The sequence below is a fragment of the Polycladidibacter hongkongensis genome (genome assembly GCF_001561995.1).
Lineage (GTDB): Bacteria > Pseudomonadota > Alphaproteobacteria > Rhizobiales > Stappiaceae > Pseudovibrio > Pseudovibrio hongkongensis.
Window position 1 is genome coordinate 37,777 of the sequence record NZ_LLWC01000022.1, and the last position, 25,406, is coordinate 63,182.

The following is a 25,406-nucleotide window of genomic DNA, read 5'->3' on the forward strand; positions in this document are numbered from 1 at the left end:
AACTTCTAGCAGCTTTAAAAGCTCAACCAGCTTAACTAGAATAAATTTCTCATATTAATAATAGATAGACATTGCCATATGACACATATTGCCATCGATCTTGGAACAACAAACTCGCTTCTTTCTTACTTTACCGAGGACGGACCCAAACTCATCCCGAACGCATTGGGTGAGTACCTCACGCCATCAGTGATCAGCTTCGCTGGCACCACGCTGCATGTGGGTGCGAGCGCCAAGGCGCGTCTCGTCTCTCATCCTGATGATACAGCAGCTCTGTTCAAACGCACCATGGGGGCCGAAAAGCCATACTCGCTTGGCAAAAAAAGCTTTACCGCCGTTGAACTCTCGGCCTTACTCCTCAAAACGTTAAAGCAGGACGCAGAAACCTACCTGCAAGGCCCTATCACCGACGCGGTCATTTCCGTTCCTGCCTATTTCAATGAAATGCAGCGCAAAGCAGTTAAAAGTGCCGCGGCCATGGCAGATTTACAGGTCGCCCGCCTGATTAACGAGCCGACGGCAGCAGCGCTGGCCTATGGCCTGCAAGACAAAGAAGAGGAAAGCACTTTCCTCGTCTTTGATTTAGGGGGCGGCACCTTTGATGTCTCGATCCTTGAAGTATTTGAGGGCGTCATGGAGGTGAAGGCCACTGCGGGAGATGCATATTTGGGCGGCGAGGATTTCACCGCTGCCATTGCCAACCACCTCATCGCGCAGGCCGCTGTATCAAGCAACCTCCCGCCAGAACAAGTGGCAGGCTACCCGCAGCTGCAACATCTGGCCGAGCAAGCCAAGCTGGCCTTGAGCGAGAAACACGAAGTCCACTTGCAACTGGACACGCCGCCACTGCAACTTGACCTCGTGTTGACCCGTGAAAAGCTGGAGGAGATCACAGAGAACCTTAAACGACGCCTGCGCGCGCCGCTGGATCGGGTTATGTACGACGCTCGCCTTTCTCCCGAAGATCTTGATCGCGTGGTTCTCGTTGGTGGAGCCACCCGTATGCCGCTCGTTCGCTCATGGGTTTCGAAAATTCTGCGTAAGTTCCCAGAGGCAACCCTTGATCCAGACCAAGTGGTGGTCATGGGGGCCGCCGTTCAGGCCGGACTGATCAGCAAGAACAGCGCGCTTGATGATGTCGTGATGACCGATGTCAGCGCCTTCACCCTCGGCACCGAAATCGCGCAGGAAGTCAACGGCATCATTAAAGCGGGCTACTTCCAGCCGATCATCGAACGCAACAGTGTCCTGCCCATCTCCAGAGAACACATTTTTACAGCGATGGTGCCCGGCCAACGCGAGGTGAACATCAGTGTCTACCAAGGCGAAGCCCCACTCATTGAATCCAATCTCTTCTTGGGGGAAATCGACGTCCCCATTCCCTACAACAAAAAAGAACAGGAAAACATCGCAGTCCGTTTCAGCTACGATGTTTCGGGCCTGCTAGAGGTAGACACCAAGGTGCTTTCTACGGGCAAACGCAAAAGCCTGTTGCTCAAAAACTTGGCAGGCGAATTATCTGAAAAGGAAATCAAAACCCGCCTGAAAGAGCTGGCTCAGTATAAGGTCCACCCCAAAGATCAAGCGGAGAACCAGCGTCTGCGCGCCCATATCGAGCAGTGCTACACCATGGCTAAAAACGCAGACCGCGATATACTGATGCAAATGCTCCGTGATTTTGACGCGCTTCTGGAAAAGCAAAACAGCTCGGATATCGAGGCAGCACGAGAAAGCATCACGTCAAACCTAGCCGCATTCGAGGCCAATTATGTGCACTAAAGAAGCGCTTGATTGGCCCTACAACCTGCTGGGCCTTACCGAAATTCCGCAGGACAAAAAACCGATCAAACGCGCCTATGCGCGCCGTTTGAAAACCATCGACCAACTGAATGAGCCAGACGCTTTTCAGCAGCTGCGCGAAGCATATGAAGCCGCGCTCGATATGCTCTCCTACAAGGAGTTCTATCCTGAAGAACATGGCGAACAACTGGCGCAAGGGGCGGCAGACACGGCAGCGCGTGAACACACTGTTGCGGGAAATAATTGCGCAACCGCAACCAACACACCGCTGAATGACAGCGGGCAACTTGAGGCAAAAGCGGGCGAAACGCAAAACACACCTACCCCCGATGACAGCTCCCCGCCTCTCTTCCCCCTAGTCTACAGCGAAACACCTCTTGAAGAACTGCAAGAGTTTGCAGCGCAGTTTATCGCAGCCGATAATGAGCGCAGCGATGAAGAAACGATTAGCCAACTCATTCACTATTCAGCTGATGCCCCCATGCAAGAGCGGCAATTGATAGAAGCCAGTATGCTGACGCTTTTGGATTTGTTGACACAAGAGAAGGACGACAGTGACTATTTCGCTTCTCCCATTACGCCTCACATTTTAAATGAGTTGGAGGCAGAGTTCCAATGGACAAAAGATGCCATTCGTATCAACAAAACCTTCCCACAGCACCTGCACACCTATCAAACCTTTCAAGAGCAGTTGGAGGCGCTTAGTCGTTCACCATGCACCAGCGCCGAGCAGGACGAAAGTCTGTTCCGGCACGCAAACCCGGGAAAGCTGTTTTTAATCCTATTGGTTGTGAAGTGGGGCTCGGAAGGACTTGGCCAGATTTTTGGTAAGTATGGGCTAGACAGTGCGGCAAGTTTTTTCTCCAGCTTTGTCAAACCCATAAGCGGCATAACACTTCTGGTTCTGGTCGTGCTAATCGTCTTCGACGCCTTAAATCGTTTCATCCGCAAGGTCAAAAAGCGCCTGTAAAAACGCACTGGAGGGCGGCAAACCGCCCTCCCATTCTGTTGGGCAACAACAGTTATCAACTCACCACATGCTCTCTTTAGCTCTTGCAGGCCATGCCGCATCATAGCTGGCACCGTCAAAGGCCCCTTGTGTCGCCTCGCGCAGCATATCTCCCGCGCTTGGCAAGTCCCCTTTGCCGACAAATCCTTTAGGATCCCAAAGCTGCGCCCGCATGACCGCGCGCGCGCACTGAAAATATACCGCCTCAATCGCCACAACCAAAACACTGCGCGGCAGTTTGCCTTGCACGCAGAAGCGCTCCAAAACCTGCGGCTCGGCACAAATCCGCCCACGCCCATTCACCCGCAGCACGCTATTGCTGCCCGGCACCATAAACATCAACGAAATCCGATCATCCATCAGGATATTGCGCAGACTATCAATGCGATTGTTCCCGCGCCGGTCTGGCAATAACAAACACCGGTCATTCTCGATTGTCACCACCTGCCCGGCATCACCTCGCGGGCTACAATCCATCCCCTCAGGCCCAACCGTTGCCATGGCAACGAATGGCGATGCTTCGATAAAGCGCTTGTACGAGGGCAACAGATAATCAACTTCCTTTGCAAGCGAAGCCTCGCTACACGCCCCGTAAAGCTCTTCCAGTTCCGCAATGCTCTCTAAATACTGCATACTCTGCCTTTCAAATGATCTGCGGCATAAAAAACGCTCGCCGCTCTGCGCAGCTAAATTCAGTCCCTCAAAAGCGACCCAATAAAAAACCGGGCTTCAAGGCCCGGTTTCAAATCTCCAACTCAATCGCCAGCAGCGATCTTGGGAACAGATGCCCCCGTTTTACGTCGGCGTTTGGGTGCGGACTTCTTCTTTGCCGCTGGCCTGTCCTCAACACTTTCCAGCAGCAGGCCCTTGCCATCTTCGTTGACACAAACCTTCACCGTGCCACCTTTTTGCAGCTTGCCAAACAACACCTCGTCCGCGAGTGGCTTCTTGATATGTTCCTGAATCACCCGCCCCAGTGGCCGTGCTCCCATTTGCCTGTCATAGCCTTTGTTTGCCAGCCAAGCCACCGCGTCCGGTGTCAATTCAAAGGTCACATTGCGCTCTGCCAGCTGCGCTTCAAGCTGCATAACAAACTTCTCGACCACCCGGTGAATAACCAAGGTATCCAAATTGGCAAACGGGATCACCGCGTCCAAACGGTTGCGGAATTCCGGCGTGAACAATTTGTTGATCGCCTCCATATCATCGCCTTCGCGCTGAATCCGATTAAACCCGATCGGGGCCTTGGCCATATCCGCCGCACCCGCATTGGTGGTCATAATTAGGATCACGTTCCGGAAGTCGATTTTCTTGCCATTGTGGTCCGTCAACTTGCCGTGGTCCATCACCTGCAACAAAATGTTGAACAGGTCCGGATGGGCTTTTTCAATCTCGTCCAACAACAGAACGCAATGGGGGTGCTGGTCAACCGCATCGGTCAACATGCCACCTTGATCAAATCCAACATATCCCGGAGGTGCGCCGATCAAGCGTGATACCGTGTGCCGTTCCATGTATTCCGACATGTCAAAGCGGGTCAGTTCCACGCCCAGTGTCGAGGCGAGTTGCCGCGCGACCTCGGTCTTGCCAACCCCGGTCGGACCGGAAAACAGATAGCATCCGATCGGTTTGTCCGGTTCGCGCAAGCCCGCCCGCGCCAGCTTGATCGAAGCAGACAGCGCGTCAATCGCGTTATCCTGCCCATAAACCACACGCTTCAAGCTGTCTGTAAGGTTGGACAGCACCTTGGCATCATCCTTGGAGACTGACTTTGGCGGTATCCGTGCCATCGTTGCAATGGTCGCCTCTACTTCCTTTACACCAATGGTCTTGCGTCGCTTGCCATCGGGCAGCAGTTGCTGGGATGCACCGGTCTCGTCAATTACATCGATCGCTTTGTCCGGCAGCTTTCGGTCACTCAGATATTTGGCAGAGAGCTCGACGGCCGATTTCAAAGCGTCATTGGTGTATTTGATTGAGTGAAAATCCTCAAAATAGGGTTTCAACCCTTTCAAGATTTCAATCGCATCAGGAATGGACGGCTCATTGACATCCACTTTCTGGAATCGCCGCACAAGCGCCCGATCTTTCTCGAAAAATTGCCGATACTCTTTGTAAGTGGTCGAACCGATACAACGGATAGACCCCGACGCAAGCGCCGGCTTTAACAGGTTAGAGGCATCCATCGCCCCGCCAGATGTGGCACCTGCCCCAATCACCGTGTGAATTTCATCGATGAACATAACCGCACCAGGGTAGTTCTCAACTTCCTTCATCACTTGCTTCAGGCGCTCTTCAAAATCACCGCGATAGCGCGTGCCCGCCAAAAGCGCGCCCATATCCAACGAGAAAATTGTCGCAGTACGCAACACTTCCGGCACATCACCGGTCACGATCCGCCGCGCTAACCCTTCGGCAATGGCGGTCTTACCAACACCGGGATCCCCAACATAAAGTGGATTATTTTTCGAGCGCCGGCATAGAATCTGGATTGTTCGGGAGATTTCTTTGTCTCGCCCGATCAAGGGGTCAATCTTGCCAGAATACGCTTTCTCATTGAGATTAACGCAGTAAGCCTCCAGCGCCTCTGTCTTGCGCTTGGTACCAGAGCCGCCGTCACTCTTCGGCGGCTCACCAAAGCCGCTTTCAAAGTCAGCCGCTTCTGCATCATCCAGCCCTCGCACGGGCCGCGTCTCGCTCATACCCGGACGCTTGGCAATTCCATGTGAAATAAAGTTAACCGCGTCATAACGCGTCATATCCTGCTCTTGCAAGAAATAGGCAGCGTGGCTTTCGCGCTCGGCAAAAATCGCCACCAGCACATTAGCGCCGCTCACCTCTTCCCGCCCAGAGGACTGAACATGGATAACGGCACGCTGAATAACCCGTTGGAATCCGGCGGTTGGCTTGGAATCATCATCATTCTCAACCACCAGATTTTCCAGTTCACTGTCGATATATTCGACAACACTTTTGCGCAACTGATCCAGATTTACATTGCACGCCCGCATCACCGAGGCCGCATCCTGATCATCGATCAGCGCGAGCAGCAAATGCTCAAGCGTTGCGTACTCCTGATGACGCTCGTTGGCAAATGCCAAGGCTTGGTGGAGTGCTTTTTCCAGACTGCGAGAAAATGACGGCACAGGCGCCCCCTATTACTTTTTCTCCATCACACACTGCAATGGATGTTGGTGTTTTCGGGCGAAATCCATAACTTGCGTAACTTTGGTCTCCGCGACTTCGTATGTGTAAATGCCGCATTCTCCCACCCCGTGGTGGTGCACATGCAACATAATCTCCGTGGCATCCTCCACACTCTTATGGAAGAACTGCTCCAGAATCTGGATGACAAACTCCATCGGGGTAAAGTCATCATTCAGCAGCAGCACACGATAGAGGCTCGGACGTTTAACCTTAGGCTTCTCACGGGTGATAACCGACAAGTCGCCGTCTTCATCCTCATCATGCCTGCCATCGTCTCCACTCATCATGGGTGGCAAGTACCCCGAGCTTACGTGGGCCAGCTTTATAGTATTTAAACAGCGCTTCCCTTGAATCAAGGGGAGCAATTCCGTCTGCTTACGCGCAAGAACCTGTTTTTCATCCTCGCCGCTGTACTGTGTCATCGTTACGATACGTCCCGTCATTTTCGCGTCAGCAATTATTATAAACAAAATAGCCAAAATTTTCAGCGCCCTAGCTAATACACTGCACCACCATGTGTAAAAAGCGGCAGTACGCGCACCGCGTTTTCTCGGCCCCGTATTCGCTCCCTACCTTATCAGTCCTTCAATTATTCGTAATAACCAAATAATTAACACGGGCCCACACCTTGCAAACAATCTGGATAAATGGGTTTAACCCGCAACATCACTGCAGAACCAGCAAGACGAATTTACCGCGACAAGGCTGTAAGCACCGCGCCATTTCTAAAGTAAAAATTAGGAGCACAAGCGGGCGCAAACAAGGCACTGGCGTTCAATTCCACTTCACAACACTGGCATAAAGACGAAAAAGGGTGGCACCAATTCGGCACCACCCCACATTCTTGGCAACAGCATGTTGCAATTTATGCTCTTACTTCGCGGCGCTAGCAAACGCACCCTCATAGGGCTTGTAGGCTTCTTTTGCCAATTCGGTGTACATCTCACCTAGCTTGCTCGCTTCACCAACCATCGCCTCATAGGAGGTTTTGGCATAGTCAGCTTGCGCCTCAAATGCTTTGTCAAGGGTCTTGGCGGCTGCAATCTTCTCAAGAGCTGCCGAGCCTTCTTCAAAAGATTTTTTTGAATAGTCTGCAACCTCAGCGGAAATTGCCTGCATGCCTTTTGAGAACGCGCCAAAGCTCTCCATAGCTACGTCCATACCATCTTTACCTGCTTTTTGAAACTGCTCAAATCCGGTCATCGCTTGTCTCCATCTATCCGGGGGGAGGAAAACGCTGCGCGCAGCAAAGGATCTGCTGAATTTCTTAGCTCAACGCTTCAACCAACGCGGCCATTATGTTGCGTCGCACAATTTTTGTCAACACCATATTGCATCGCACAATTCCATGAAAATTGATGGGTAACACCCCAAGCCAACGGTTAATTGCAGCAAAGAAACCCACTGCTTTTCCCATTGCCTCATAATAACTCAAGGGAAACGTGATTTTTTTCAAAATTGCACGCGCGCATTTACGGATTTGTAACCGCGTTTGCAGCAATTTGTCTCAAAGAAGTCAAAATGCCTCCTCATTGCTAATCTATCCAGATCGCACCTTGGGGAAGCATAGGCAGGGTCTCTTCCCTGCAACAACAATTTGCCATTTGCGTATTCAATGGGGCTAGGTATGGGTCTGTATCGTTTTAGGCCAGTAAAACAAATGTGTCGTGCCGTCTTGGGCCTCACGATTGCAACAGGTTTATTGACCGGCTTCGGCCCTGGTCTCCACAAAGCTGCAGCCAATCCCAAATACGCAGGCATCGTTGTCGACGCTAAAACCGGAAAAGTACTCTACGCGGAAAACGCCAATGCGCGCCGGTATCCAGCATCCACCACAAAGATTATGACCCTCTTCGTACTCTTTGAAGAGTTGGAGGCCGGGCGTCTCAGCCTTAACACGCGCATGAAAGTCTCGCGATACGCCGCTGGACGGCCACCGACAAAACTGTACCTCAAGGCCGGCAGCACTTTACGTGTCAAAGACGCCATATACGCTCTTATCACCAAATCGGCAAACGATGCGTCCACCGTCATCGCCGAACACATCTCAGGTTCGGAAGCCGCATTCGCCAAGCGTATGACATCCACAGCTCGTGCCATCGGCATGCGCAACACCACATTTCGTAATCCGCATGGCTTGCCCAATTCCCGCCAAGTCACCACGGCGGCAGACCTCGCCTTGCTTGGTCGCGCCATGCAGGATCGTTTCCCAAAATACTATAAATACTTCAACACTCGCTCCTACACATATGCTGGTCGCCGGATGGGCAACCACAACAAACTGCTTGGCCGGGTCCGTGGTGTTGATGGCATCAAGACCGGGTATACCCGCGCCTCTGGCTACAACCTGGTAACCAATGTTGAACGCGACAACCGGCACATCGTCGCCGTGGTGCTTGGCGGCCGTTCAGGAAAACGCCGCGACGCGCAAATGGTCAAACTCATCAACAGGTACTTACCTAAAGCTAGCCGTGGCAAACGCACCGCCCCCTTGCTGATGGCAAGAACAAAACTTACCTTCCCAAAAGTTGCGCCTGCAACGCCTACTTTGAAGGCCCGCCCCGCAACAACCACAGTTATGGCCTACGCGCCGGAGTCGCAAACAAAAGTGAAGCAAGACCCGATCGCACAAATGCTGCAATCGCAAGCTTCATTGACACCAATTGCCAACCCCAAAGTCAGCGAAGTGTCTATAGACGACGCTGTCAAAGCGGCGCTTGCCAGCAACAAAGCAAAGCAGCTGCCACCCAACGAGACCACCCTAGCAAAAGCACCTAGCGCAGCCCAGACATCTGTACCGATGGCAGCACCGATCCCTATGGCAAACCCCTCGTCGGCCGAAAAAGCACCTGAAAAGGCAGCTTCAACCGAAGAAATGAATGGTTGGCAAGTACAGATATCCGCTTCAGACAGTCGTGAGAAAGCCGTAGCTATATTGCAAAAAGCCCGTAAGGCTGCAGGCACCGCTCTGAGAGACTATGATATCTATACTCAAGAAGTAAAAACCAAAAAGCAAACTCTGTACCGTGCCAGATTCACGGGGTTTGAAACAAAAACAGCAGCTTGGGATGCCTGCGCAAAGCTGAAGCGGGTGAAATACTCCTGCTATGCGATTTATCAATAATCGAAACGAGGGGGCCTAGTTACTCATGTCTATTGAGAAGCCGATCCTTAGCCTCGTTGAGCTTGGCAGCGAGGAAAGCAGAACCACCACTATCGGGATGCATCCGCTTAATCAAGCGTCTGTGCGCAGCTCTGATTTCACTCGCGTCAGCGCCAGGCCGAAGTCCAAGAATCTCGTAGGCCTCTTGATCGGTCAAACCGCCCGAGCCAGACGCGTTGCTTTGCCCCGATGCGCTGTGCGCTTGGAAGTTTACACGCCAATTGGAGAATCGGCGATCGAGATAAGCCTCTAGCAAAGCCAGGCTTTCTTGATCTCCTGCTGCATTTTGCCAAACCTTGCGAAGTTCCTCGAGCGGCAACCCCGAGAGTTTTGCCCCCATAAAAGGACCGGATAAGATTTCACCATCCAGCTGGCCGCTCTCATGATCTAACTGCATTTCAAATAGATTAGAGCGAACAGTGCTCCTATTTAAACCCGAACTCGCACGCTGGCCTTGAAACAAATTGCCAAATAGATGGCGAGATATTGCAGCTATGCCAAATCTCGGCACCGCAACGCCGAAAAGGCTCGCCGCTAACATAAACAAAGGCAATCCCGCAGCCCAGCGCCCTGTTGCAATAAAGACAATAGCAAGCAGGCAAAGAGCCAATCCCGCAAACTGTTTTAAATACAACAACATCTTTTGCGGACTACCGCGAGCAGCAAGCTTCGCAAAAAAAACGAGTAACGCCAACCCCAACAGGCCCGCAACGAAAAACGCCATAACAACTCCAACACCATTTGTGCGCGCTTGAAGCTCGCCAACTGGTGGTTACTTCTCAGATTTAAAATGCGTTAGCAACATCCGGGCGCCTTGATCCCCATTCGAACTCAGCACTTTTAGAGCGCTTTCGCCTCCGCTTGAGTAAGCAGCAATAGCACCTAGTATATCCCTTAGTCTATTGGCCGCACCTTGATCAAACGCCTGATAAATCCCCCCACTAATCCGCGCCATCTCTTTAAAACAGCTCTGTGCATTTTGGCAGTACCCTTCCTGAAAGACATAAAGTGGCACCTGCAGAATACCCAATTCACCAGCCAATTGGCACAGCATGTCTGGATTCTCTTCAACCGTGTCGCCGATGTAAATCAGCCCGGCAATACCCATTTCTTTTCTTCGTCTCAATCCGTGCCGGAGAACTTTTTCTATCTGTGTTTGCCCTCCCTGACAAACGATGCGCGTCATCTTTTCACCAAGGCTGCGCCCATTCCCTACAAAGCCAGAGGCCTTGCATTGATCATAACCTCTAAAAAAAACAAGCTCTAATAAAAGACCATTAAACTCGTTAGCAGCCTTGAACATTTCAAACTGCAGGTTAACCGCTGCATCCCACGTCGGTTGCCTGCTAAGTGTTGCATCAAGTGCAACAATCAAACGAGAGTTTGCCTGATTAGCCTTTGGCTCCCCAAGTCGCTCGACCCTTTTTAAAAAAGTTGCAACCTTGTCCGTACTAACAAGATTTCGATTGTCACCACCATATCCAGTATTTTTGAGTGGAGAGTTCCTTGTCGTTTTCATAAGGCTACCTCGATCATTTCTCGGTATTACCACACTATTTTGCGCACTAGTCAAACAGCGGGGCACCACCTTACTTATCTAATGACGCTGCAATAGAGCATCAACGACTTCTCGCCCTACCACTTCGCGAAGCTTATCAACGCAGTCCCTGCTTTCACTATGCCGCGCTTTCAATAAACTCTCACAATATGCATAAAGGTATTGAGGATCAGCACTTAGCTCTGCGGCCTTTCGCAAGGCATGAATGCCTGTCCCTCTGCCTGTACGCTGCTCAGCGAGGCCAAGTACGAACCAACCTTGGGCATCTCTAGGGCTAATGTCGGTTGCTCTTTCCAGTTGCTCGACAGCCGGTTCGTATCTCTGCCGTCTGATAAGCGCCAATGCATAAGCGTAACGCAATGCGGAACTTTCTGGTTGAGATGCAATACCCTGTTCTAGCGTAGAAATTTCTTTGTCGAAGCGCTCCTCATCTCGAAACACACGCGCAAGATTTATGTAACTGCCGGCAAAGTATGGCTCTCTCTGAATTGCCTTGAGCAGCAATGCCTCCGCCTGAGCATTTTTACCTTGGAATACCAGAGCATTTGCAGCATTCGTCAAAGCAAATCCTCTATCAAAATTAAAGGACTGAGCCTTAAAATAATCAGCCAGCGCTGGCTCTAGCTTTTCTTGCTGTGTCCCTGTCAATTCCTGCCAATTTCGCACCAACTGCCCGGCCGCTTCGATTCTTAAAACCAAAAGCTCGCTCTTCAACAACGGTTCAAGAACCTGCCACCGATCACCTGCGGACAATCCGGCGGCACCGCGTGCCGCACCCAGCTGCTCAATTTCAGTGCCACTGCGGATCGCCCGCGCCAACACTGCAACCACATTCCCGTCCGAGAACCTTCGTAAGCGCATCAAGGCCGAAGCCCTGTCTATCTCCGCCAGATATCTATCATCCGCCAACTGCAAGAGCGCAGGCAATGCGGAAGGATCCTCCCGATCAGCTAGATAAAAAGCAAGTGCTAGCCTTTGCTTTGAGGACGAACGCGCAGAGATCTCGAGGTCCCCAAATCTTGCTGCGATCATGTCCCTGCTTAACTCGCCATGACAGTTTTTGCAGGCAAGCGGCGTTTTGACCTGCTCTGCAGAAAGCCAATTTGGGACATGAAAACTGTGTTCCCTGCGATCATCAACTTGCATGTAAGTCTTTGCAGGCATGTGGCAATCCACGCAGATCGGTGCGCCAGCTACACTTGGATCATGCGCTGAATGCAACTTACCGCCGTAAGCCTCACTACTATGGCATTGAAAACAAACCTCCTCAATCGGAAGCACCAGTTCGTTGCTATGTGGTTCATGACAATTTGTACAAACCACGCCTTTCTTTGCCATCTCTGATTGCAAAAATGACCCATATACAAAGACTTCATCAAGAATCTGTCCATCGGGATAATAGAGCCCATTCTCAATCAGGCTTGGTAGGAATAGTCGCATCATCGTCGGCGGGTGTAAACGATCCGCATCACCCACTTGCTGCCGCCGGGCATGGCAAGGGGAACACACTTCAAGTTGTTTTGTTTTTCCAACTGCCGCGGGTTGCAGAGTTTTATTCCCAAGAGTGCCGATCCACTCTTCAACCCGCTCCCCAATCGGTTTTACGAAGGATCCGGTCTCAAGCGCATTAGCTGGTAGTGTGTTGGATAAGCCACCATGATTGGGGTCTTCTCCATGGCACGCAGCACAGCTCACATTAACCTGATCAAACTCAGTTAAGTACACGCCACTAACAGCAGAGAAGTTTTTTCGTACATTTGTTGAGTGGCAATCAGCGCACATGTGATTCCAGTTTTGCCCGACATTCCGCCAATAGAACCTATCAAACTCCGCTGTATCGGGATAAAGCACAAACCATCGCTGGCCACCGTTTACAAGTGACCGACTATCCCAGGCTACGGGAAGGAGGTTCAAACGACCTTTCCCAATGTCGACCATGTATTGTTGGAGAGGCTCATATCCAAAGGTGTACAATACTTTAAATCTGCTAATGTTCTTTGGCTCATGTACAGACCAAATTTCCGCAAAAAACTCGCCGTCCTCCTGAACGAGGCGAATTTTCTCTGTACCTCGCGCAAATAGCAGCACCTGCCCGTCAAATGTTCCCAGTACGGCCGCCGTATTGGCAACCTGCATAGACCGGAAATGATGTGACGCCTGCCAATTTCGATACGCCTCTGCATGACAGCTTGCACAGCCGCGCTCTGGAAAACCTATCGTCTCACCACCTTGCGCGTCTACCACCTCAGCACTAGCAGCAGCACATTTTATCACTAGAAAAGCTAAGAGAAGCAACACAGCACCAAAGCGCTGCGCCAAGCGTAACAACACGCTGTTACCAGTAAAAAGGTCAGAAAAGGGAGGCTTGGAACCAGGCAACGCTCTGTCCTCATAGAGACATCATTCCCCAGAACAATACAGGTACAAAGGCAAATAGCGAGCCCCCCATTTAGGTGGGCTTTATTTAAAGGGTTGATAGGTGGTTACCTTTCATGCGAGCCCTTAGATCAGGCATAACTCCTTGAGTTCCCTCTGCATCCCTTCCGGCATAGCACCTTCCAAAGGTACATGACCAACATCAGGAATATCCGCAGGAGCCTCGTTCGCTTTAAGGTAGCGCCACCCCTGAAACGGACGCTTAGGCTGCATTTCGACACTTACTATCTGAGGAGCGAGAATGAGATCACAAGCCTTCCGACCGCCGCCGTCTTTGTACTCTCGAATGTCGAGAATTCTTTGCCGTACTTGAATAGCTCCTTTGATTACCCAATAGAGCGAGCCACCATCAAGTATTTCATCCCTACGCTTTGGAACCATCCGCGTCGTGTGAACTTGAACATCACTTGTACCAGCAGCAAGGGCTAAAATTTGTCTTTGCTCGGTGCGCGCGCGCAAGTCATCAGCGCTTTCAACCCCAACACATAGCTTAACCAGATGCAAAACCATGCAATCTCCTAGCAGGTTACACGGTAAAAGAAAAGGTGCGGCAGCTTCCGCCGCCCGCACCTTTCAAGAATTCGTTCAAAAGAGCCTGTCACTCTTGATCGTTAAGAGCCAGCGGCGCCAGCGAACACATAGACAAGAGCAAGCGCACTACCCAGTGCAGCAAGTGTCCATGCGGTGACACCCCAACAAGACTTTTCGACCTCGTGATCCATAAATCACCACTTGCATTGTTAACACAAACTTCACGCTCTCACGTGGAGACGCACCCAATAGGCTGGTTACAGAAAAATGACAAGCAGAAAATTTGCAATTGTTTTTAATATTCCTGTGGAACTCGCCGCGCGACGTTAGGTCACCTAAAACCAATTTACCTTAGCCAAGTTAGAAAATGCCTGTATATTCAAATGCAATACAAGAAAACTGAGTGAGTGGTCGCACGCGCCACAAACCAGCCACTTTTCCATCCCCCATGGAGCTAAAACCGTGCTTTCTTCCCTCGACTTTTTAGGTCTTTTTGTTTTTTTAACCGCGTGGAGCGGCTACAGCTGGCTGACCTCCTACAGCAAATGGCGACACAAAACGCTGTCCTACATGATGGATAGTCATCGCCATGCTTGGATGCGTGCAATGCTAACTAGGCAAGTTCGTATTGCCGATACCAACATCGCAGCTGGCCTTCAGCAAGGCACTGCCTTCTTCGCTTCTGCATCACTGCTAGCAATTGGGGGCGCTTTCACGTTCCTCAACGCAACCGAAAACGCAGTCATGCTCGCCAAGCGACTTCCGGTGCCAATCAGCACTGATCCTGTTCTTTGGGAGTTGAAGGCCTTCGGCTTGATCCTGATCTTTGCCTACGCTTTTTTCAAGTTTGGTTGGGCCTATCGCCTTTTTAACTACGCAACCATCGTGATCGGCTCAATTCCTGAAGAAGTCTCGACCGAAAACCAAGAGGCGATCGCTGCTGCTGACCGGGCCGCTCGGCTCGTCACCTTGGCCGGCAAACACTTTAGCAGAGGGCAACAAGCCTTGTTTTTTGCCGTCGGTTACCTCGGTTGGTATGCAGGCGCTGAAGCGTTCATTGCTTCCACGCTTTTCGTCACCGCCGTCTTACTGCGCCGTCAATTTGCCTCTCGCGCCAGAGCCGCGGCAAAAATCAAAGTAAAACCAGCCAATCTCGACTAGGAACAGCAACGGGGCCCAATGGCCCCGTTGCAATTTGTAAAAACATGAAGGGCGAACCGACGCCTTAACCGACCTCGTCCACGCGATTGACAACCTTTCCGACCAATCCGTAGTCGATCCCCTCTTGCGGGGTCATCCAGTAGTCGCGATCCGTATCTTTCTCGATACGTTCAAGCGATTGCCCCGTTGCCTCTGCAAAAATCTTGTTCAAACGATCACGCATTTTCAGGATTTCATTAGCCTGAATCTCAATGTCGGTTGCCATACCGCCAGCGCCGCCACTTGGTTGATGTAGCAAAAAGCGCGTATTCTTAGTACAGTAACGACGCTCTCTTGGCACAGACACGTAAATCAGCGCGCCAGCACTGGCCACCCATCCGGTCCCGATAATATTCACTTTTGGGCGAATAAACTGGATCATATCGTGAATCATATCACCTGATTCCACATGACCGCCCGGGGAGGAGACAATCACATTAATCGGATCATCCGAAACCTGTGCCATCGCCAGCATGCGTGAACACACATCCTCTGCCAACTCCTGACTGATAGTGCCTGTAATAAGCACAGTCCGCGATTTGAACAGGTGGCTTTCGACACTCGAAGATTTCTTAGTTTCTTTTTCTTTGGCAGCGTCCCCATCCATCACAACAGGTGCTGTGCAACCAGTCATTGTCATTTCGCAACGTGCTCCTTAGGCAATCGGCTCAACGCGTCGGCAAGCCCTAACTCAAACAAAACAATTTCTCCATCTTTGTAAAAGAAGGCTTCGCCCCTCGCAAACACCAAAATAACCGAGCCTCAATTTAGCGGGGGACACCCAAAGCATGCCGACGACGTATTTTGTTTACCCTGCCCATAAGATAGTTAAAATTTATTCCAAACTTAAATCAGATGCCCATTTTGGGTTGTGACCCCCCTAAAAAGCACGTATACCAATACATATTGTATCCAGACCATGCGTTCCTCAGACAATTGGATTCCGCATTGACTTTCGATCGTTTAAGCAGCGCAGATACTAGAATTGGCAGCCTGCCAGCGGCCGACGCCCACGCTTTCCAGCGCATAGGCCATCCCATCGCCATACTCGATCCCGATTGCCACCTGATCGCATGGGCAAACCATGCCGCCTGCAACCTGATGGAGTTACCGCCGTCCAAGCGCCTGCGCGATGATAATGGCCGCGATTTTGCCGCTGCCCTCCCCTTGCCCGAACCCTTCAATGCGCCGCGTTACACCAGGCACTTGCACGTCATTCGCGCAGATCAAACCGGACGAGATGTTTCCAGTACCATGTTAAGCGCCAAACTCGGCGAGCGTATGATGAATCTCTCTGTCGCATTTTCCTGCCAGCCATTTGAGGATGGACGCATGGGTGTTGTTGCCTCGCTCTTATCGACGGGAAACAAGAACGAACTGCAAATGCGCAGCACACAAGCCTTGTTTCACACCACAACACACATTGCGCTATTCTCAAAAAGTGGCGAGTTGCTCTACGAAAACCCGGCCTTCCGCCTGAGCCGCCCTTATGATGGCGATCGACTGAGCAAAATCTTTTGCAGGCATGAAGATTGTAATGCACTGCATATGGCCGCCGCGGAAAATGAAGAAAAATCTCTTCTTGCTCAATTACACACCAAAGACGGGCCACGATGGTTTGATATCTCGGTAAGACCTGACTTGGACACCGCAACTGGCAAGCCGGTCTACCTACTAAGTGCAAACGATGTAACGACACGTATCGAAGCCGAGCGAGAAATTCGCTATATTGCCCATCACGATCAACTAACCGGCCTTGCCAACCGCAATGTCCTCGCCACTGAAGTTGATCGACTGCTACAAGATGAAGCACGCCAGCAAATTGGTGGATCTTTACTGTTTATCGATCTTGATCACTTTAAAACAATCAATGATACGCTTGGCCACCAAACCGGCGACGATCTACTTGTGCTGGTCGCCAACCGCCTGAAAAAAGCCGCAGGTGAACATGGCCTCGTAGCCCGCCACGGCGGTGATGAATTCGTCATCCTTTGCCACGCGATCACCGATCAGGCGACGGCCATACTGCTGGCAGAAGAAATATGCACCGCAATCGCCGAACCATGCCAAATTGGTGAGCACCGCCTACATGTAAGCCCCTCAATCGGCATCACCTTGTTTCCAGAGCATGGACGAGATTTTCCAACACTGCTGCGCAAAGCCGATTTGGCCATGTACCGCGCCAAAGAGCAAGGTCGCAACCGCACAGTCGTATTTGAACCTGCCATGCAGATCGCGGCGGATGAACGCTTGTCGGTCAGTACTCTCCTCCGCAGCGCGCTCGACCTGTCAGAATTGCAACTGCATTACCAGCCTCGCCTCTGCGCCTTGACACACCGTATCGTCGGTGTTGAAGCGTTGCTGCGCTGGCATCACCCCAGCCGCGGGTACATTTCCCCCGCCGGTTTCATCGGTATCGCCGAAGAAAACGGATTGATTGACGAGATTGGCAACTGGGTTGCACTGAACGCAATGCAACAACAGGCAAGGTGGGCTGCCAGCGGGTTTAATCTGGACGTCTCTTTCAACCTGTCCCCGGCTCAATTGCGCCGTGGCGGCTTACCACAGCGCTTTGCCAAGCTACTGCGCGAAACCGGCGTTCGCCCGGAAAAGATCCATATTGAGATTACTGAAAACACCCTGATCAACGACAGCGAAGACAGCCTGCGGGATCTCTTCTTGCTGAATGATCTTGGTTTTCCATTGGAGATTGATGACTTCGGCACCGGCTACTCAAACCTTGCCTACTTGCATCGCTACCCGGTGTCTTCACTCAAAATCGACCGCAGCTTCATTTCAGACAGCATGCGTTGGCCAATTGTCCGCATGATCACGCAAATGGGCCAATTTCTGGGGCTAAATCTTGTCGCCGAAGGCATCGAAACAGAGGCACAGCTTAATCACCTGCGCCAATTGGGCTGCCATCAGTTTCAAGGCTTCTTGTTCTCCCCCGCAGTTCCGGCTGCAAAAATATGCGAAATGCTTGAAGCCCAGCAGCAAAGCCAACTGCACTTCACCTTACCTGCTAAACCCGGTGAGCCGCAAAAGCGCATTAAAATCAGTCGCTAGATGCATTGAGCTGCAGCTGCTGCAAGGCCGCCACCGCCCGCGGTCCATCTTCCACATCAACAAATACGTGATCATGATGATAGGCGGCAACCACGTTTGCGCTTATCCCTCGCTCGGCAAGCGCATTCGCGACGGCGGCAGTAAGACCCACAGCCTGTAGATCAGAGTAAACCTCAAGCGTCACCTGCGCGAAGGCCGGTCCCCCCTTAAACCCGCAGTGGATCGCGGCCTCTCGCGGCACGATAAGGCTCACACCTTCCGCCTCTCGGAATTGCCCAAGAGCCTCCCGCCCAAGCAAAGGGGGCACCTGCTCTCCTTTAGGAATGGAAACAAAGCAAAACACGCCCTCGTTAAGCACAGGGTTCATACCCCGCAGCATATTCCGAAGCGCAGAAACTCTATTTTTGGACACTCAACAACTCCACTAAAATAACCCTTTAAAACAAGCTAGTAGGGCAAGCCGAACCACCACGCCGCGAGGAACAGAAACGAAAAAAAGCCAACAACGTCGGTGACCATCGTAACAAATACCGAGGATGCTAAAGCCGGATCAGCCCCGGCGCGATGTAACCCTAAAGGGATCAGCAGACCAAACAGCCCGGCGCACAGCGAGTTTACCAAAACAGCAAAACCAATAACCAAACCGATATCAAGCCCTTGAAACCACAGCCCGGCTATGATCCCAATAAGCAACCCAAGCCCGCTACCATTCAGCAGCGCCACCAAAAATTCACGCCGCAAAACACGGAAAAAATTGCGCCGGTTCAACTCCTGCGTTGCAATTGCCCGCACGGTTACCGTCATAGTTTGCGTGCCGGAGTTCCCCCCCATTGAGGCCACCACCGGCATCAACACCGCCAGTGCCACCATACGGCTGATCGTTTCTTCAAATAGTGAAATAACCGTCGCTGCAAACAGCGCCGTGCCCACATTGATTACCAACCAACCAATGCGCGAGCGCGCAATTTCGAAGACACTATCGGAGATTTCCTCATCCCCCACACCGGCAAGCGCCAGCATGTCTTCCTCGGCTTCCTCTTGAATAACGTCAACAATATCGTCAATGGTGACGATACCGACCAGCCGCTCATCCTCATCCGTCACCGCAACCGAAACAAGATTGTAACGCTCAAACAGGCGCGCCACCTCTTCCTGATCCTGCGTTGCTTGCACCGAAAAGCGCATTTCCTCCATGATTTTAGAAAGCTTTTTGGAGCGTTTGGTGGTCAACACCCGGTCCAAAGAAACCGCACCAAGCAAATGAAATCCCGGATCCACCACATAAATTTCATAGAATTTCTCCGGTAATCCGGAGGAAGATCGCAAATGGTCGATCAGCTGTCCCACTGTCCAGAAGGCAGGCACAGCGACAAATTCGGTCTGAATGAGGCGCCCTGCGCTTTCCTCCGGATAGTCAAGCGAGCGCTGAATCTGTACGCGGTCAACACTGGAGAGCTTGGAAAGAATCCGCTCTTGGTCATCCTCTTCCAGATCTTCCAGCAGATACACCGCATCATCAGAATCAAGCTCGCCAATCCCCTCGGCCACATCGCTGGTTGGCAGCGCCTCCAATACCTCGGTGCGCACTTGTTCATCAGTCTCGGTCAGGGCCGTAAAATCGAACGCGTCGCCAAGCAGTTGAATAAGGCCAAGCCGGTCATCACTCTTCAGCGTTTCCAGCACATCGCCCATATCCGCTTCGTGCAAACCTGCGGCCAACTCGTACACACGTGCGTTATCAAGCGCCCGTACCGCCTGCTCCAATTCCTTGACAAAATCGCTGAGCAAGTGCCCGTCATCATCTCGCACGCTTATAGAAACCGGTGTCTCCTGCGCATCTGCACGGATCTGTTCGATCATCAAGCCTCCTGTAAAATGCGCGAATACCAATTGGTGCTAGGGGTTATTTCATGTTTGCCCCAGCCGCGTCTCAGCCGCAAGACACTTACACACAAAAGGGCAATGCCCCCCAACAATTCAAGTGGGTAGTGGCAAGAAAGCACGTTGATGCAAATGAAAAGGCCAAAACAAGTAAGTCATGGCTCGAAGAACCAAGGGCTTTTTAGGGCGGCCTAATCGCACCGCAAAGCACGTAGTAAATAATTTTAATACTTTAACTCATCAAAAATCCAAATGCAGGGCAACTACTTCTCTCAAACGAGGCCGGTGCTTTTTGCCGCTCTTGCCAGCCTTCCTTCCCAACCCCTGCTCACGCACAGCCTAGGCCGATAGCCCGATGGGAGCGGTGGTAAATTTCTTGAAAATTCACAAACGTGACGGCGAACCGTCAACCTTAGTGCCATTAATCAAGGAGAGACCTATGGGAAGCATCAGAGTTTTCGGCGACAACCCTAGCAACGGCCCAAGCCATTACGCGTCGATTGCAGCACGCGATCAAGTTAACGAAGAGAACCCCGGCTGGTACGTTGAGCTTGATTACGACGCTTCTGTTACGACAGCGCGTTACACTTCCGCAACCGCAGACGACGACCAATTGATAGCCGCCTTTACCCCGCTATTTCCGGGCATGCATGTTGTAAAATAAAGAAATGGAGGGAGGGGGTTCCCCTCTCGACCTACTATACAGTGAAAGGATGGGCCAAAAGACGATTGCCGTTCAGCTGAGACGCACCTCTCGGTAAAAGGCACCAATGAAAGGCATGCGGCAAATATTACGTAAAATTTTATTTTCCGACTACATCCATTTATCTAAAGATGTGCTTGATAAAATCAGCAATTTCACTTTGGCAATAAAAAACACCGTGCTAAACATGGAAGACAAACAGACTATTTTTAATGGAATCGACGCAATGAATATAAAACCATTATTATTACTAGTAATTTTTGCCACTACTGGTTGCGTAACCAATCGAGCGCCAATGTCTGAAGGACAAGCAATCGAGCAGCTACAAGACCATGCGATCGCATACGCTCGTGTCAAAAACAATGGTGAAACTTGTAACAACGGCTACTTTCGCGCCGTAAATATCTCCAACAAAAATCTTGAAGTCGTAAGCAACGGCGAGCTCAACACCATTGAACCCGGAGAATATGTAGTAACTTACGTAGGATGCGCCGGTTTTTACGTGCAGTTGTATAGAGGCAGAAGAGACTACAGCATTCTCGACATGCCGGAACTAATGGTAAAAGCACCACAATTCGCTGTAGCAAGCGGAAAAGTATATGATATGGGTAGCTTGGATTTGGTGACAGCAGAAGACTCGAGTTTCTTTTCTTTAGGCTCTGTTTTTCCGACCGGCCGTGTTCCCACTGCTGCAGATAGAACCGAATTTAAGAAAAGATACCCAGCACTTTCGAAAAAAGTAAAACCGCTAGAATTTAAGACATTTGTTTCGAGTGAGCTCGTGGATTTGTATACGAAAATCAAATCCCTGCGCAAATAGCGATTGCGACCTCCACCATGGGTGGAGGTTCTATTCACTCTTTGCAGCCACGCACGGCGGCAAGGATCTCGCGCATGGCTTTCACGCGGTTTCTGGAACTCACCAGCACTATACAGGGTTGTGCCGCAAAGCTTACGCGGTTTCGCGCTTCTGGCGTTTCGACTACAATCAGCTCGCTCTCAATTCGTGGCTTGGGGTTTAGCGAGTTGATCTGTTTTAATGGCAGCCAATACCCTAGAGGGTGCTGCAAGCTTAGCCTGCCATTGGCCGCACTGGTTTTCTCTAGAGGCATTTTAGGCGTTAAGCTTAGCGGCTTGTTTCCACCTAGCAAAAGTGTTGATGCGATGGAGGTGAATGTCGATCGCAAAGCGTTGGTGATGAGCGGAAACAAAGAGATTTCGAAGGCCGGTAAATACTTCCAGAAACCTTTGCAGTTGCCCCTGCGATTTGAACTCCTGCATGGCGCGCTCTAGGGATCAAACGGCAAATGAGAGTTCTCGGCCCGGTTGTTTAAGCCCTTGTGGCGAAGGTGCTCAACAGCGGGTACCACCTTGCGTCTTGCCGCTCCATAGGAGCCGAGTTTATCTCTAACCATCCGCGTTGTCGCGACACCTTGCTTCTTCAAAGAATAGGTCAGTAATCGCTTCGCTGCCCCAATTCACGAGATGTACTGCGCCGATTTTGCAGGATCTCATCTAGATGCCAAAGATTAGTGGTGCTTGGTTTCTTGCGGCTCAAACTGACAGGGACTGCCCCTGGGCAACGCATGTGATTGTCTCTAGTGGAAAGATAACGAAGCGGGGGCTGGTGCCCCGAAGGCTCTTTGCCGTTTGTTGCGCCTCTTTTTGTACCAGAGCACATCAGAAACACATAAGAGCTTGCCTATACTGGGATATTTCAAGAAAAATGGTGCGGCCGAGAAGACTCGAACTTCCACGGGTTTTACCCCACAGCGACCTCAACGCTGCGCGTCTACCAATTCCGCCACGGCCGCACGCTGTAGCACCGAGTTCTTACTCACTCTTTTTCAAGAAGTGTTGCGCCCTCTCGGCTGGTGAGCGGTGATATAGCCCCCTGCTGGAAAGCGCGCAAGAGGCAAAAGCACCTTTATTCACAAAATGCCGTAAAAATTGCTATTTCCCCTTGTAGGTAAGCAACTTATCCACCGCACGCAACAAAAGTAACCCTAGATCGCGGCTTAGATTATAGCATCCAGCGCTTCTGGCCGCACCTCCGGACCACGCTCCAATACTTCTGTGATACGCACGCCAACCTTCTCGCCAATCACCATAACCTGACCGCGGGCGATGGGTGTCTTGTTTGCCAGAATTAGCACATCATCACTCTCATGGGCGTCCAGCCCGATCACCCCGCCACGCCCCATGCGCAACAATTGATGGATCGGCATTTCCGCTTGCCCCAGAACCACAGAGATTTCCACCGAGATATCGTCAAAAGTGGTCATCACGTCCCCTTCACAACTCCAAAATCCGGCCCGCGCGCTTGACGAAGCGAGCCCATCCGCTCCATATGCTAATCGCTAAGCACAAGCGGCGGCGCTGCAGGCCGCAGCGGCACAACCCTATAGGAATTGCAAGAGCCGGTCTATCATTGCCAGCGGGTTTGGTTCGTACCGTCCCCAACCACTCTTGCGTTAAAGATGACAGCGTAAGGAATTGCCAGCCATGGCACAGCGCCAGCAACTCACCTTGGATTTTCACGCCCAAACAGGCACACCACCCGTTGAATGGGTGGTGGATGATGAACTTGTCACCTATGAAGCCGCCGCCGCGGAGATGGAGCAGCGTGTTGCCGCCATAGCAGCAGGAGAGGCCCGCGAGCGTGTCTGGCTCTTGCAACACCCGCCGCTCTACACCGCAGGCACCAGCGCCGACCCGCAAGATCTTCTCGCCAAAGACCGCTTTCCGGTCTATGAGACCGGGCGCGGCGGACAATATACCTATCATGGCCCTGGCCAGCGCGTCGCCTATGTAATGCTTGATCTGCGACGCCGTCAGCAAGATGTGCGCGCCTTTGTCTCGGCACTGGAGCAGTGGCTCATCAATACACTTGAAGCGCACAATATCCGCGGCGAACGCCGTGAAGATCGCGTCGGTGTCTGGGTCCAACGCCCAGAGAAAGGCGCTGGCGTTGAAGACAAAATCGCCGCTCTTGGCATCCGCCTGCGCAAGTGGGTCACCTTCCACGGCATCAGCATCAACATAGCGCCAGAGCTAGAGCATTTCTCTGGCATTGTCCCCTGCGGCGTGCAGCAACACGGTACAACCAGCTTTGAAGATCTCGGCCAGCTCGTCACCATGCCAGAAGTGGATATGGTGATGGCAGACCAGTTCCAGCAGATCTTTGGCCCGATTGAGCCCATTGGCCCGTCAGGCCTTGCTGCGGGCGCCGAATAACCGATCAACCTCGCGCAATGACAAAGCCACTCAAGGTGGTTGCGTCCAATTCGATCACACCGGCCAGCTCCACCTCGCTTACCCGCGCATAGGTGGGGCCGCGTTCTGCTGCTTGCATGAGCAGCGTTGTCGAGACATCTGTGCCCGCGATCACGGCTTCCACCCGCCCATCCGGTAAATTTCGTACATATCCGGCAGCTCCAAGCATCCTTGCCTGTTCTGCAAACCAGCGGCGATACCCAACGCCCTGAACACGGCCACTGATAATCAACTTCTGTGCCAGCATTCGCTCCTCCCTCGAGTGACCAAGCACTAAAACCACTATGCGATATCGCTAACTAAATTCACGAGTTATTACACATACAAAAAAGGGCGACCCGAAGGCCGCCCGACAACAAGATTACGCTCTTTCTACTCTTATAAGATATAGCGAGGCACCAATTATCATCAATGCCCCGAGCCAAAGATTGCCCGGAGGCACCCAGCCAAAGACGACCAGCCCTGTCAGCACATTAAATGGCAGCTTCACATGATCAAACGGCTGCAAGAATGCCGCATCAACCTTTTCATAGGCCAACGCCAGGCTGCCTTGCGCAATTGCACCGAGCACCCCGGCGACAACAACCAGCGCCCAAGCCGACTGGCCACTTGGTAGCTCAAGCGCACCACCGCCTGCAGACAGCGCCAACACCAGATTAATCGGGGTCAGCAGCAACAACAGGTAAAGCGTTACACTTTGCGCGCTCTCCGTACCTTCCAGCTTTTTCATCACCAAGATGGAGCTACCCCACAACAGAGCAGCGCCAACCGGCAACAATGCCGCAAGTTTAAAATCATCCTGCCATGGCGCTAGAATAATCATACCGCCGACAAAACCAACAGCTGTTGCCAACCAACGCTCGTAGCTCGCTTTTTCGCCCAGAAACAGCGCAGCGCCAATGGTCACAAAAAATGGCGATGTCATGAGCAATGCAATTGCTTGCCAGATCGGCACCCCCTGCGCCAATCCAGCGGTCCATAATTGCACGCCCAAAGCTGCCAGCACCACACGAAACACGTGCAAACCCAGCTGCTTGGTGCGCAGCGCCGCCACACCACCACGCAGCACCAGCGGCAACAACACCACAAGCGAAACGAAGTACTGCCAAAAGGTGGCACTGGCGGACCCAAGCCCCAAGTTCATCGTCAGATATTGCATTGCAGCGTTTACTAGGGCAAACACCGCCCCGGCAAACACCATCCAAGCGGCCCCAACGAGCCGATGGGATAAGCCCATACGAGAAAGCGCCTCACTCATAATGCGCCCCCGCCGTTGCGGACCTAAGGCGCCCGCATATCAAAATCTTTTTCTTCACTTCAACCTCTGATTCAAAGGGCGCTGCGGCGGATAGCCACGCACCAGAACATATGAATCAGGACAAACGTCGCCCTGCGACAGCACAGGCTGCACAAGTTGATCATCTCTTTCATCCGGACTGTAACCGTCGGCTCCGGAATCACACCGGATCTGCTGACCCTGCACATCGCAGGCGCTCGCGGACTAGTTTCCGTTCAACAGGAAACATCACCACCGGTGGGGACTTTCACCCCGCCCTGAGAAGCGCGCAGCCTT

General features: G+C 51.9%; 23 protein-coding genes, 1 tRNA gene, 1 pseudogene and 1 riboswitch. Of the genes and pseudogenes, 8 read left to right on the forward strand and 17 right to left on the reverse strand.

Translation table 11 applies throughout. The annotated features are described in order from the left end of the window. Nucleotides 1-78: 78 nt before the first annotated feature. Nucleotides 79-1,779, forward strand: coding sequence for an Hsp70 family protein (locus AYK82_RS08215; RefSeq protein ID WP_068313938.1), 1,701 nt, complete (start codon nucleotides 79-81; stop codon nucleotides 1,777-1,779). After that, nucleotides 1,769-2,770 (forward strand): hypothetical protein, encoded by a 1,002-nt coding sequence (locus AYK82_RS08220; RefSeq protein WP_068313939.1) that lies wholly within the window; start codon nucleotides 1,769-1,771, stop codon nucleotides 2,768-2,770. The genes AYK82_RS08215 and AYK82_RS08220 overlap by 11 nt, the downstream gene beginning before the upstream one ends. A gap of 60 nt (nucleotides 2,771-2,830) precedes the next feature. On the opposite strand, the gene AYK82_RS08225 is transcribed toward AYK82_RS08220, so the two are convergent. The 4 genes from AYK82_RS08225 to AYK82_RS08240 form a co-directional block, all read right to left on the reverse strand. Further along, the gene (locus tag AYK82_RS08225; protein WP_068313942.1) at nucleotides 2,831-3,442 is read right to left on the reverse strand and encodes a pyridoxamine 5'-phosphate oxidase family protein; all 612 of its coding nucleotides are present in this window, start codon (nucleotides 3,440-3,442) and stop codon (nucleotides 2,831-2,833) included. A gap of 122 nt (nucleotides 3,443-3,564) precedes the next feature. Then, nucleotides 3,565-5,955: an ATP-dependent Clp protease ATP-binding subunit ClpA gene (gene clpA / locus AYK82_RS08230; protein WP_068313945.1), complete on the reverse strand. Its 2,391-nt coding sequence runs from the start codon at nucleotides 5,953-5,955 to the stop codon at nucleotides 3,565-3,567. 12 nt (nucleotides 5,956-5,967) lie between these two features. Next, nucleotides 5,968-6,303: an ATP-dependent Clp protease adapter ClpS gene (gene clpS / locus AYK82_RS08235; protein WP_156453303.1), complete on the reverse strand. Its 336-nt coding sequence runs from the start codon at nucleotides 6,301-6,303 to the stop codon at nucleotides 5,968-5,970. Nucleotides 6,304-6,889: 586 nt separating this feature from the next. Beyond that, nucleotides 6,890-7,219 carry a phasin family protein gene (locus AYK82_RS08240; protein ID WP_068313947.1) on the reverse strand — a complete coding sequence of 110 codons (330 nt, stop codon included), beginning with the start codon at nucleotides 7,217-7,219 and terminating at the stop codon, nucleotides 6,890-6,892. A gap of 457 nt (nucleotides 7,220-7,676) precedes the next feature. On the opposite strand from AYK82_RS08240, the gene AYK82_RS08250 reads away from it, so the two are divergent. Beyond that, on the forward strand, nucleotides 7,677-9,140 hold the full coding sequence (locus AYK82_RS08250; RefSeq protein WP_208976441.1) for a serine hydrolase: 1,464 nt from the start codon (nucleotides 7,677-7,679) through the stop codon (nucleotides 9,138-9,140). 19 nt (nucleotides 9,141-9,159) lie between these two features. Here the strand turns inward: AYK82_RS08250 and AYK82_RS08255 are convergent, their stop codons facing one another. The 4 genes from AYK82_RS08255 to AYK82_RS08270 all read right to left on the reverse strand — a co-directional run bounded on the left by AYK82_RS08255 (nucleotide 9,160) and on the right by AYK82_RS08270 (nucleotide 13,683). Next, on the reverse strand, nucleotides 9,160-9,903 hold the full coding sequence (locus AYK82_RS08255) for a DnaJ domain-containing protein (RefSeq protein WP_068313955.1): 744 nt from the start codon (nucleotides 9,901-9,903) through the stop codon (nucleotides 9,160-9,162). Between the two features lie 48 nt (nucleotides 9,904-9,951). Beyond that, nucleotides 9,952-10,698: a VWA domain-containing protein gene (locus AYK82_RS08260; protein ID WP_244265738.1), complete on the reverse strand. Its 747-nt coding sequence runs from the start codon at nucleotides 10,696-10,698 to the stop codon at nucleotides 9,952-9,954. A gap of 78 nt (nucleotides 10,699-10,776) precedes the next feature. Next, a complete protein-coding gene (locus AYK82_RS08265; protein ID WP_068313958.1) occupies nucleotides 10,777-13,116 on the reverse strand; it encodes a cytochrome c3 family protein in 2,340 nt (779 codons plus the stop codon). A gap of 123 nt (nucleotides 13,117-13,239) precedes the next feature. Continuing rightward, nucleotides 13,240-13,683 (reverse strand): DUF1489 family protein, encoded by a 444-nt coding sequence (locus tag AYK82_RS08270; protein WP_068313961.1) that lies wholly within the window; start codon nucleotides 13,681-13,683, stop codon nucleotides 13,240-13,242. A 483-nt stretch (nucleotides 13,684-14,166) separates the two neighbouring features. Between AYK82_RS08270 and AYK82_RS08275 the strand changes: the two genes are divergently transcribed. Continuing rightward, a complete protein-coding gene (locus AYK82_RS08275) occupies nucleotides 14,167-14,865 on the forward strand; it encodes a DUF599 domain-containing protein (protein WP_172795218.1) in 699 nt (232 codons plus the stop codon). A gap of 64 nt (nucleotides 14,866-14,929) precedes the next feature. Here AYK82_RS08275 and AYK82_RS08280 read toward each other — a convergent pair whose 3' ends face one another. Then, nucleotides 14,930-15,511, reverse strand: coding sequence for an ATP-dependent Clp protease proteolytic subunit (locus tag AYK82_RS08280; protein WP_208976466.1), 582 nt, complete (start codon nucleotides 15,509-15,511; stop codon nucleotides 14,930-14,932). 341 nt (nucleotides 15,512-15,852) lie between these two features. Between AYK82_RS08280 and AYK82_RS08285 the strand changes: the two genes are divergently transcribed. Then, complete coding sequence (locus AYK82_RS08285; protein WP_172795219.1) at nucleotides 15,853-17,973, forward strand: putative bifunctional diguanylate cyclase/phosphodiesterase; 2,121 nt, start codon at nucleotides 15,853-15,855, stop codon at nucleotides 17,971-17,973. Here the strand turns inward: AYK82_RS08285 and AYK82_RS08290 are convergent. Both AYK82_RS08290 and mgtE read right to left on the reverse strand, forming a co-directional pair. Beyond that, nucleotides 17,963-18,385 carry an ACT domain-containing protein gene (locus AYK82_RS08290; protein WP_244265739.1) on the reverse strand — a complete coding sequence of 141 codons (423 nt, stop codon included), beginning with the start codon at nucleotides 18,383-18,385 and terminating at the stop codon, nucleotides 17,963-17,965. The two genes, AYK82_RS08285 and AYK82_RS08290, sit on opposite strands and share 11 nt — an antisense overlap. A 35-nt stretch (nucleotides 18,386-18,420) precedes the next feature. Next, complete coding sequence (gene mgtE / locus AYK82_RS08295) at nucleotides 18,421-19,833, reverse strand: magnesium transporter (RefSeq protein ID WP_068313976.1); 1,413 nt, start codon at nucleotides 19,831-19,833, stop codon at nucleotides 18,421-18,423. 460 nt (nucleotides 19,834-20,293) lie between these two features. Here mgtE and AYK82_RS08300 point away from each other — a divergent pair, with 460 nt between their 5' ends. After that, nucleotides 20,294-20,518, forward strand: coding sequence for a hypothetical protein (locus tag AYK82_RS08300; protein WP_068313978.1), 225 nt, complete (start codon nucleotides 20,294-20,296; stop codon nucleotides 20,516-20,518). 106 nt (nucleotides 20,519-20,624) lie between these two features. Continuing rightward, complete coding sequence (locus AYK82_RS08305) at nucleotides 20,625-21,377, forward strand: hypothetical protein (RefSeq protein ID WP_068313981.1); 753 nt, start codon at nucleotides 20,625-20,627, stop codon at nucleotides 21,375-21,377. 34 nt (nucleotides 21,378-21,411) lie between these two features. Here the strand turns inward: AYK82_RS08305 and AYK82_RS18335 are convergent, their stop codons facing one another. From AYK82_RS18335 to AYK82_RS08325, 4 genes and pseudogenes are all read right to left on the reverse strand, one after another. Next, nucleotides 21,412-21,627 (reverse strand): hypothetical protein, encoded by a 216-nt coding sequence (locus tag AYK82_RS18335; RefSeq protein ID WP_244265740.1) that lies wholly within the window; start codon nucleotides 21,625-21,627, stop codon nucleotides 21,412-21,414. 43 nt (nucleotides 21,628-21,670) lie between these two features. Next, nucleotides 21,671-22,034: pseudogene (locus AYK82_RS18340) on the reverse strand (DDE-type integrase/transposase/recombinase); the annotation flags it as partial. A 250-nt stretch (nucleotides 22,035-22,284) separates the two neighbouring features. After that, a tRNA-Leu gene (locus AYK82_RS08320) sits at nucleotides 22,285-22,371 on the reverse strand. A gap of 204 nt (nucleotides 22,372-22,575) precedes the next feature. Further along, the gene (locus tag AYK82_RS08325; RefSeq protein WP_068313987.1) at nucleotides 22,576-22,842 is read right to left on the reverse strand and encodes a FliM/FliN family flagellar motor switch protein; all 267 of its coding nucleotides are present in this window, start codon (nucleotides 22,840-22,842) and stop codon (nucleotides 22,576-22,578) included. 220 nt (nucleotides 22,843-23,062) lie between these two features. Between AYK82_RS08325 and lipB the strand changes: the two genes are divergently transcribed. Next, the gene (gene lipB, locus AYK82_RS08330; RefSeq protein WP_068313989.1) at nucleotides 23,063-23,794 is read left to right on the forward strand and encodes a lipoyl(octanoyl) transferase LipB; all 732 of its coding nucleotides are present in this window, start codon (nucleotides 23,063-23,065) and stop codon (nucleotides 23,792-23,794) included. Nucleotides 23,795-23,798: 4 nt separating this feature from the next. Here lipB and AYK82_RS08335 read toward each other — a convergent pair whose 3' ends face one another. Both AYK82_RS08335 and AYK82_RS08340 read right to left on the reverse strand, forming a co-directional pair. Further along, nucleotides 23,799-24,080 carry an acylphosphatase gene (locus AYK82_RS08335; RefSeq protein ID WP_068313991.1) on the reverse strand — a complete coding sequence of 94 codons (282 nt, stop codon included), beginning with the start codon at nucleotides 24,078-24,080 and terminating at the stop codon, nucleotides 23,799-23,801. A 114-nt stretch (nucleotides 24,081-24,194) separates the two neighbouring features. Then, nucleotides 24,195-25,091, reverse strand: a complete 897-nt coding sequence (locus AYK82_RS08340) for a DMT family transporter (protein ID WP_068313994.1) — start codon at nucleotides 25,089-25,091, stop codon at nucleotides 24,195-24,197. A 157-nt stretch (nucleotides 25,092-25,248) separates the two neighbouring features. Beyond that, nucleotides 25,249-25,399, reverse strand: a riboswitch (FMN riboswitch). Between the last annotated feature and the right edge of the window lie 7 nt (nucleotides 25,400-25,406).

What these genes read in the sequence shown, in the direction of transcription:
- AYK82_RS08250 (WP_208976441.1), top strand. Translation starts at nt 7,677, where the DNA reads ATGTGTCGTGCCGTCTTGGGCCTCACGATTGCAACAGGTTTATTGACC.
- AYK82_RS08280 (WP_208976466.1), bottom strand. Translation starts at nt 15,511, where the DNA reads ATGGATGGGGACGCTGCCAAAGAAAAAGAAACTAAGAAATCTTCGAGT.
- AYK82_RS08335 (WP_068313991.1), bottom strand. Translation starts at nt 24,080, where the DNA reads ATGCTGGCACAGAAGTTGATTATCAGTGGCCGTGTTCAGGGCGTTGGG.
- AYK82_RS08305 (WP_068313981.1), top strand. Translation starts at nt 20,625, where the DNA reads ATGAAAGGCATGCGGCAAATATTACGTAAAATTTTATTTTCCGACTAC.
- mgtE (WP_068313976.1), bottom strand. Translation starts at nt 19,833, where the DNA reads ATGATCGAACAGATCCGTGCAGATGCGCAGGAGACACCGGTTTCTATA.
- AYK82_RS08340 (WP_068313994.1), bottom strand. Translation starts at nt 25,091, where the DNA reads ATGAGTGAGGCGCTTTCTCGTATGGGCTTATCCCATCGGCTCGTTGGG.
- AYK82_RS08225 (WP_068313942.1), bottom strand. Translation starts at nt 3,442, where the DNA reads ATGCAGTATTTAGAGAGCATTGCGGAACTGGAAGAGCTTTACGGGGCG.
- AYK82_RS08255 (WP_068313955.1), bottom strand. Translation starts at nt 9,903, where the DNA reads ATGGCGTTTTTCGTTGCGGGCCTGTTGGGGTTGGCGTTACTCGTTTTT.
- clpS (WP_156453303.1), bottom strand. Translation starts at nt 6,303, where the DNA reads ATGATGAGTGGAGACGATGGCAGGCATGATGAGGATGAAGACGGCGAC.
- AYK82_RS08215 (WP_068313938.1), top strand. Translation starts at nt 79, where the DNA reads ATGACACATATTGCCATCGATCTTGGAACAACAAACTCGCTTCTTTCT.
- AYK82_RS08300 (WP_068313978.1), top strand. Translation starts at nt 20,294, where the DNA reads ATGGGAAGCATCAGAGTTTTCGGCGACAACCCTAGCAACGGCCCAAGC.
- AYK82_RS08325 (WP_068313987.1), bottom strand. Translation starts at nt 22,842, where the DNA reads ATGACCACTTTTGACGATATCTCGGTGGAAATCTCTGTGGTTCTGGGG.
- AYK82_RS08260 (WP_244265738.1), bottom strand. Translation starts at nt 10,698, where the DNA reads ATGAAAACGACAAGGAACTCTCCACTCAAAAATACTGGATATGGTGGT.
- AYK82_RS08220 (WP_068313939.1), top strand. Translation starts at nt 1,769, where the DNA reads ATGTGCACTAAAGAAGCGCTTGATTGGCCCTACAACCTGCTGGGCCTT.
- AYK82_RS08270 (WP_068313961.1), bottom strand. Translation starts at nt 13,683, where the DNA reads ATGGTTTTGCATCTGGTTAAGCTATGTGTTGGGGTTGAAAGCGCTGAT.
- lipB (WP_068313989.1), top strand. Translation starts at nt 23,063, where the DNA reads ATGGCACAGCGCCAGCAACTCACCTTGGATTTTCACGCCCAAACAGGC.
- AYK82_RS08240 (WP_068313947.1), bottom strand. Translation starts at nt 7,219, where the DNA reads ATGACCGGATTTGAGCAGTTTCAAAAAGCAGGTAAAGATGGTATGGAC.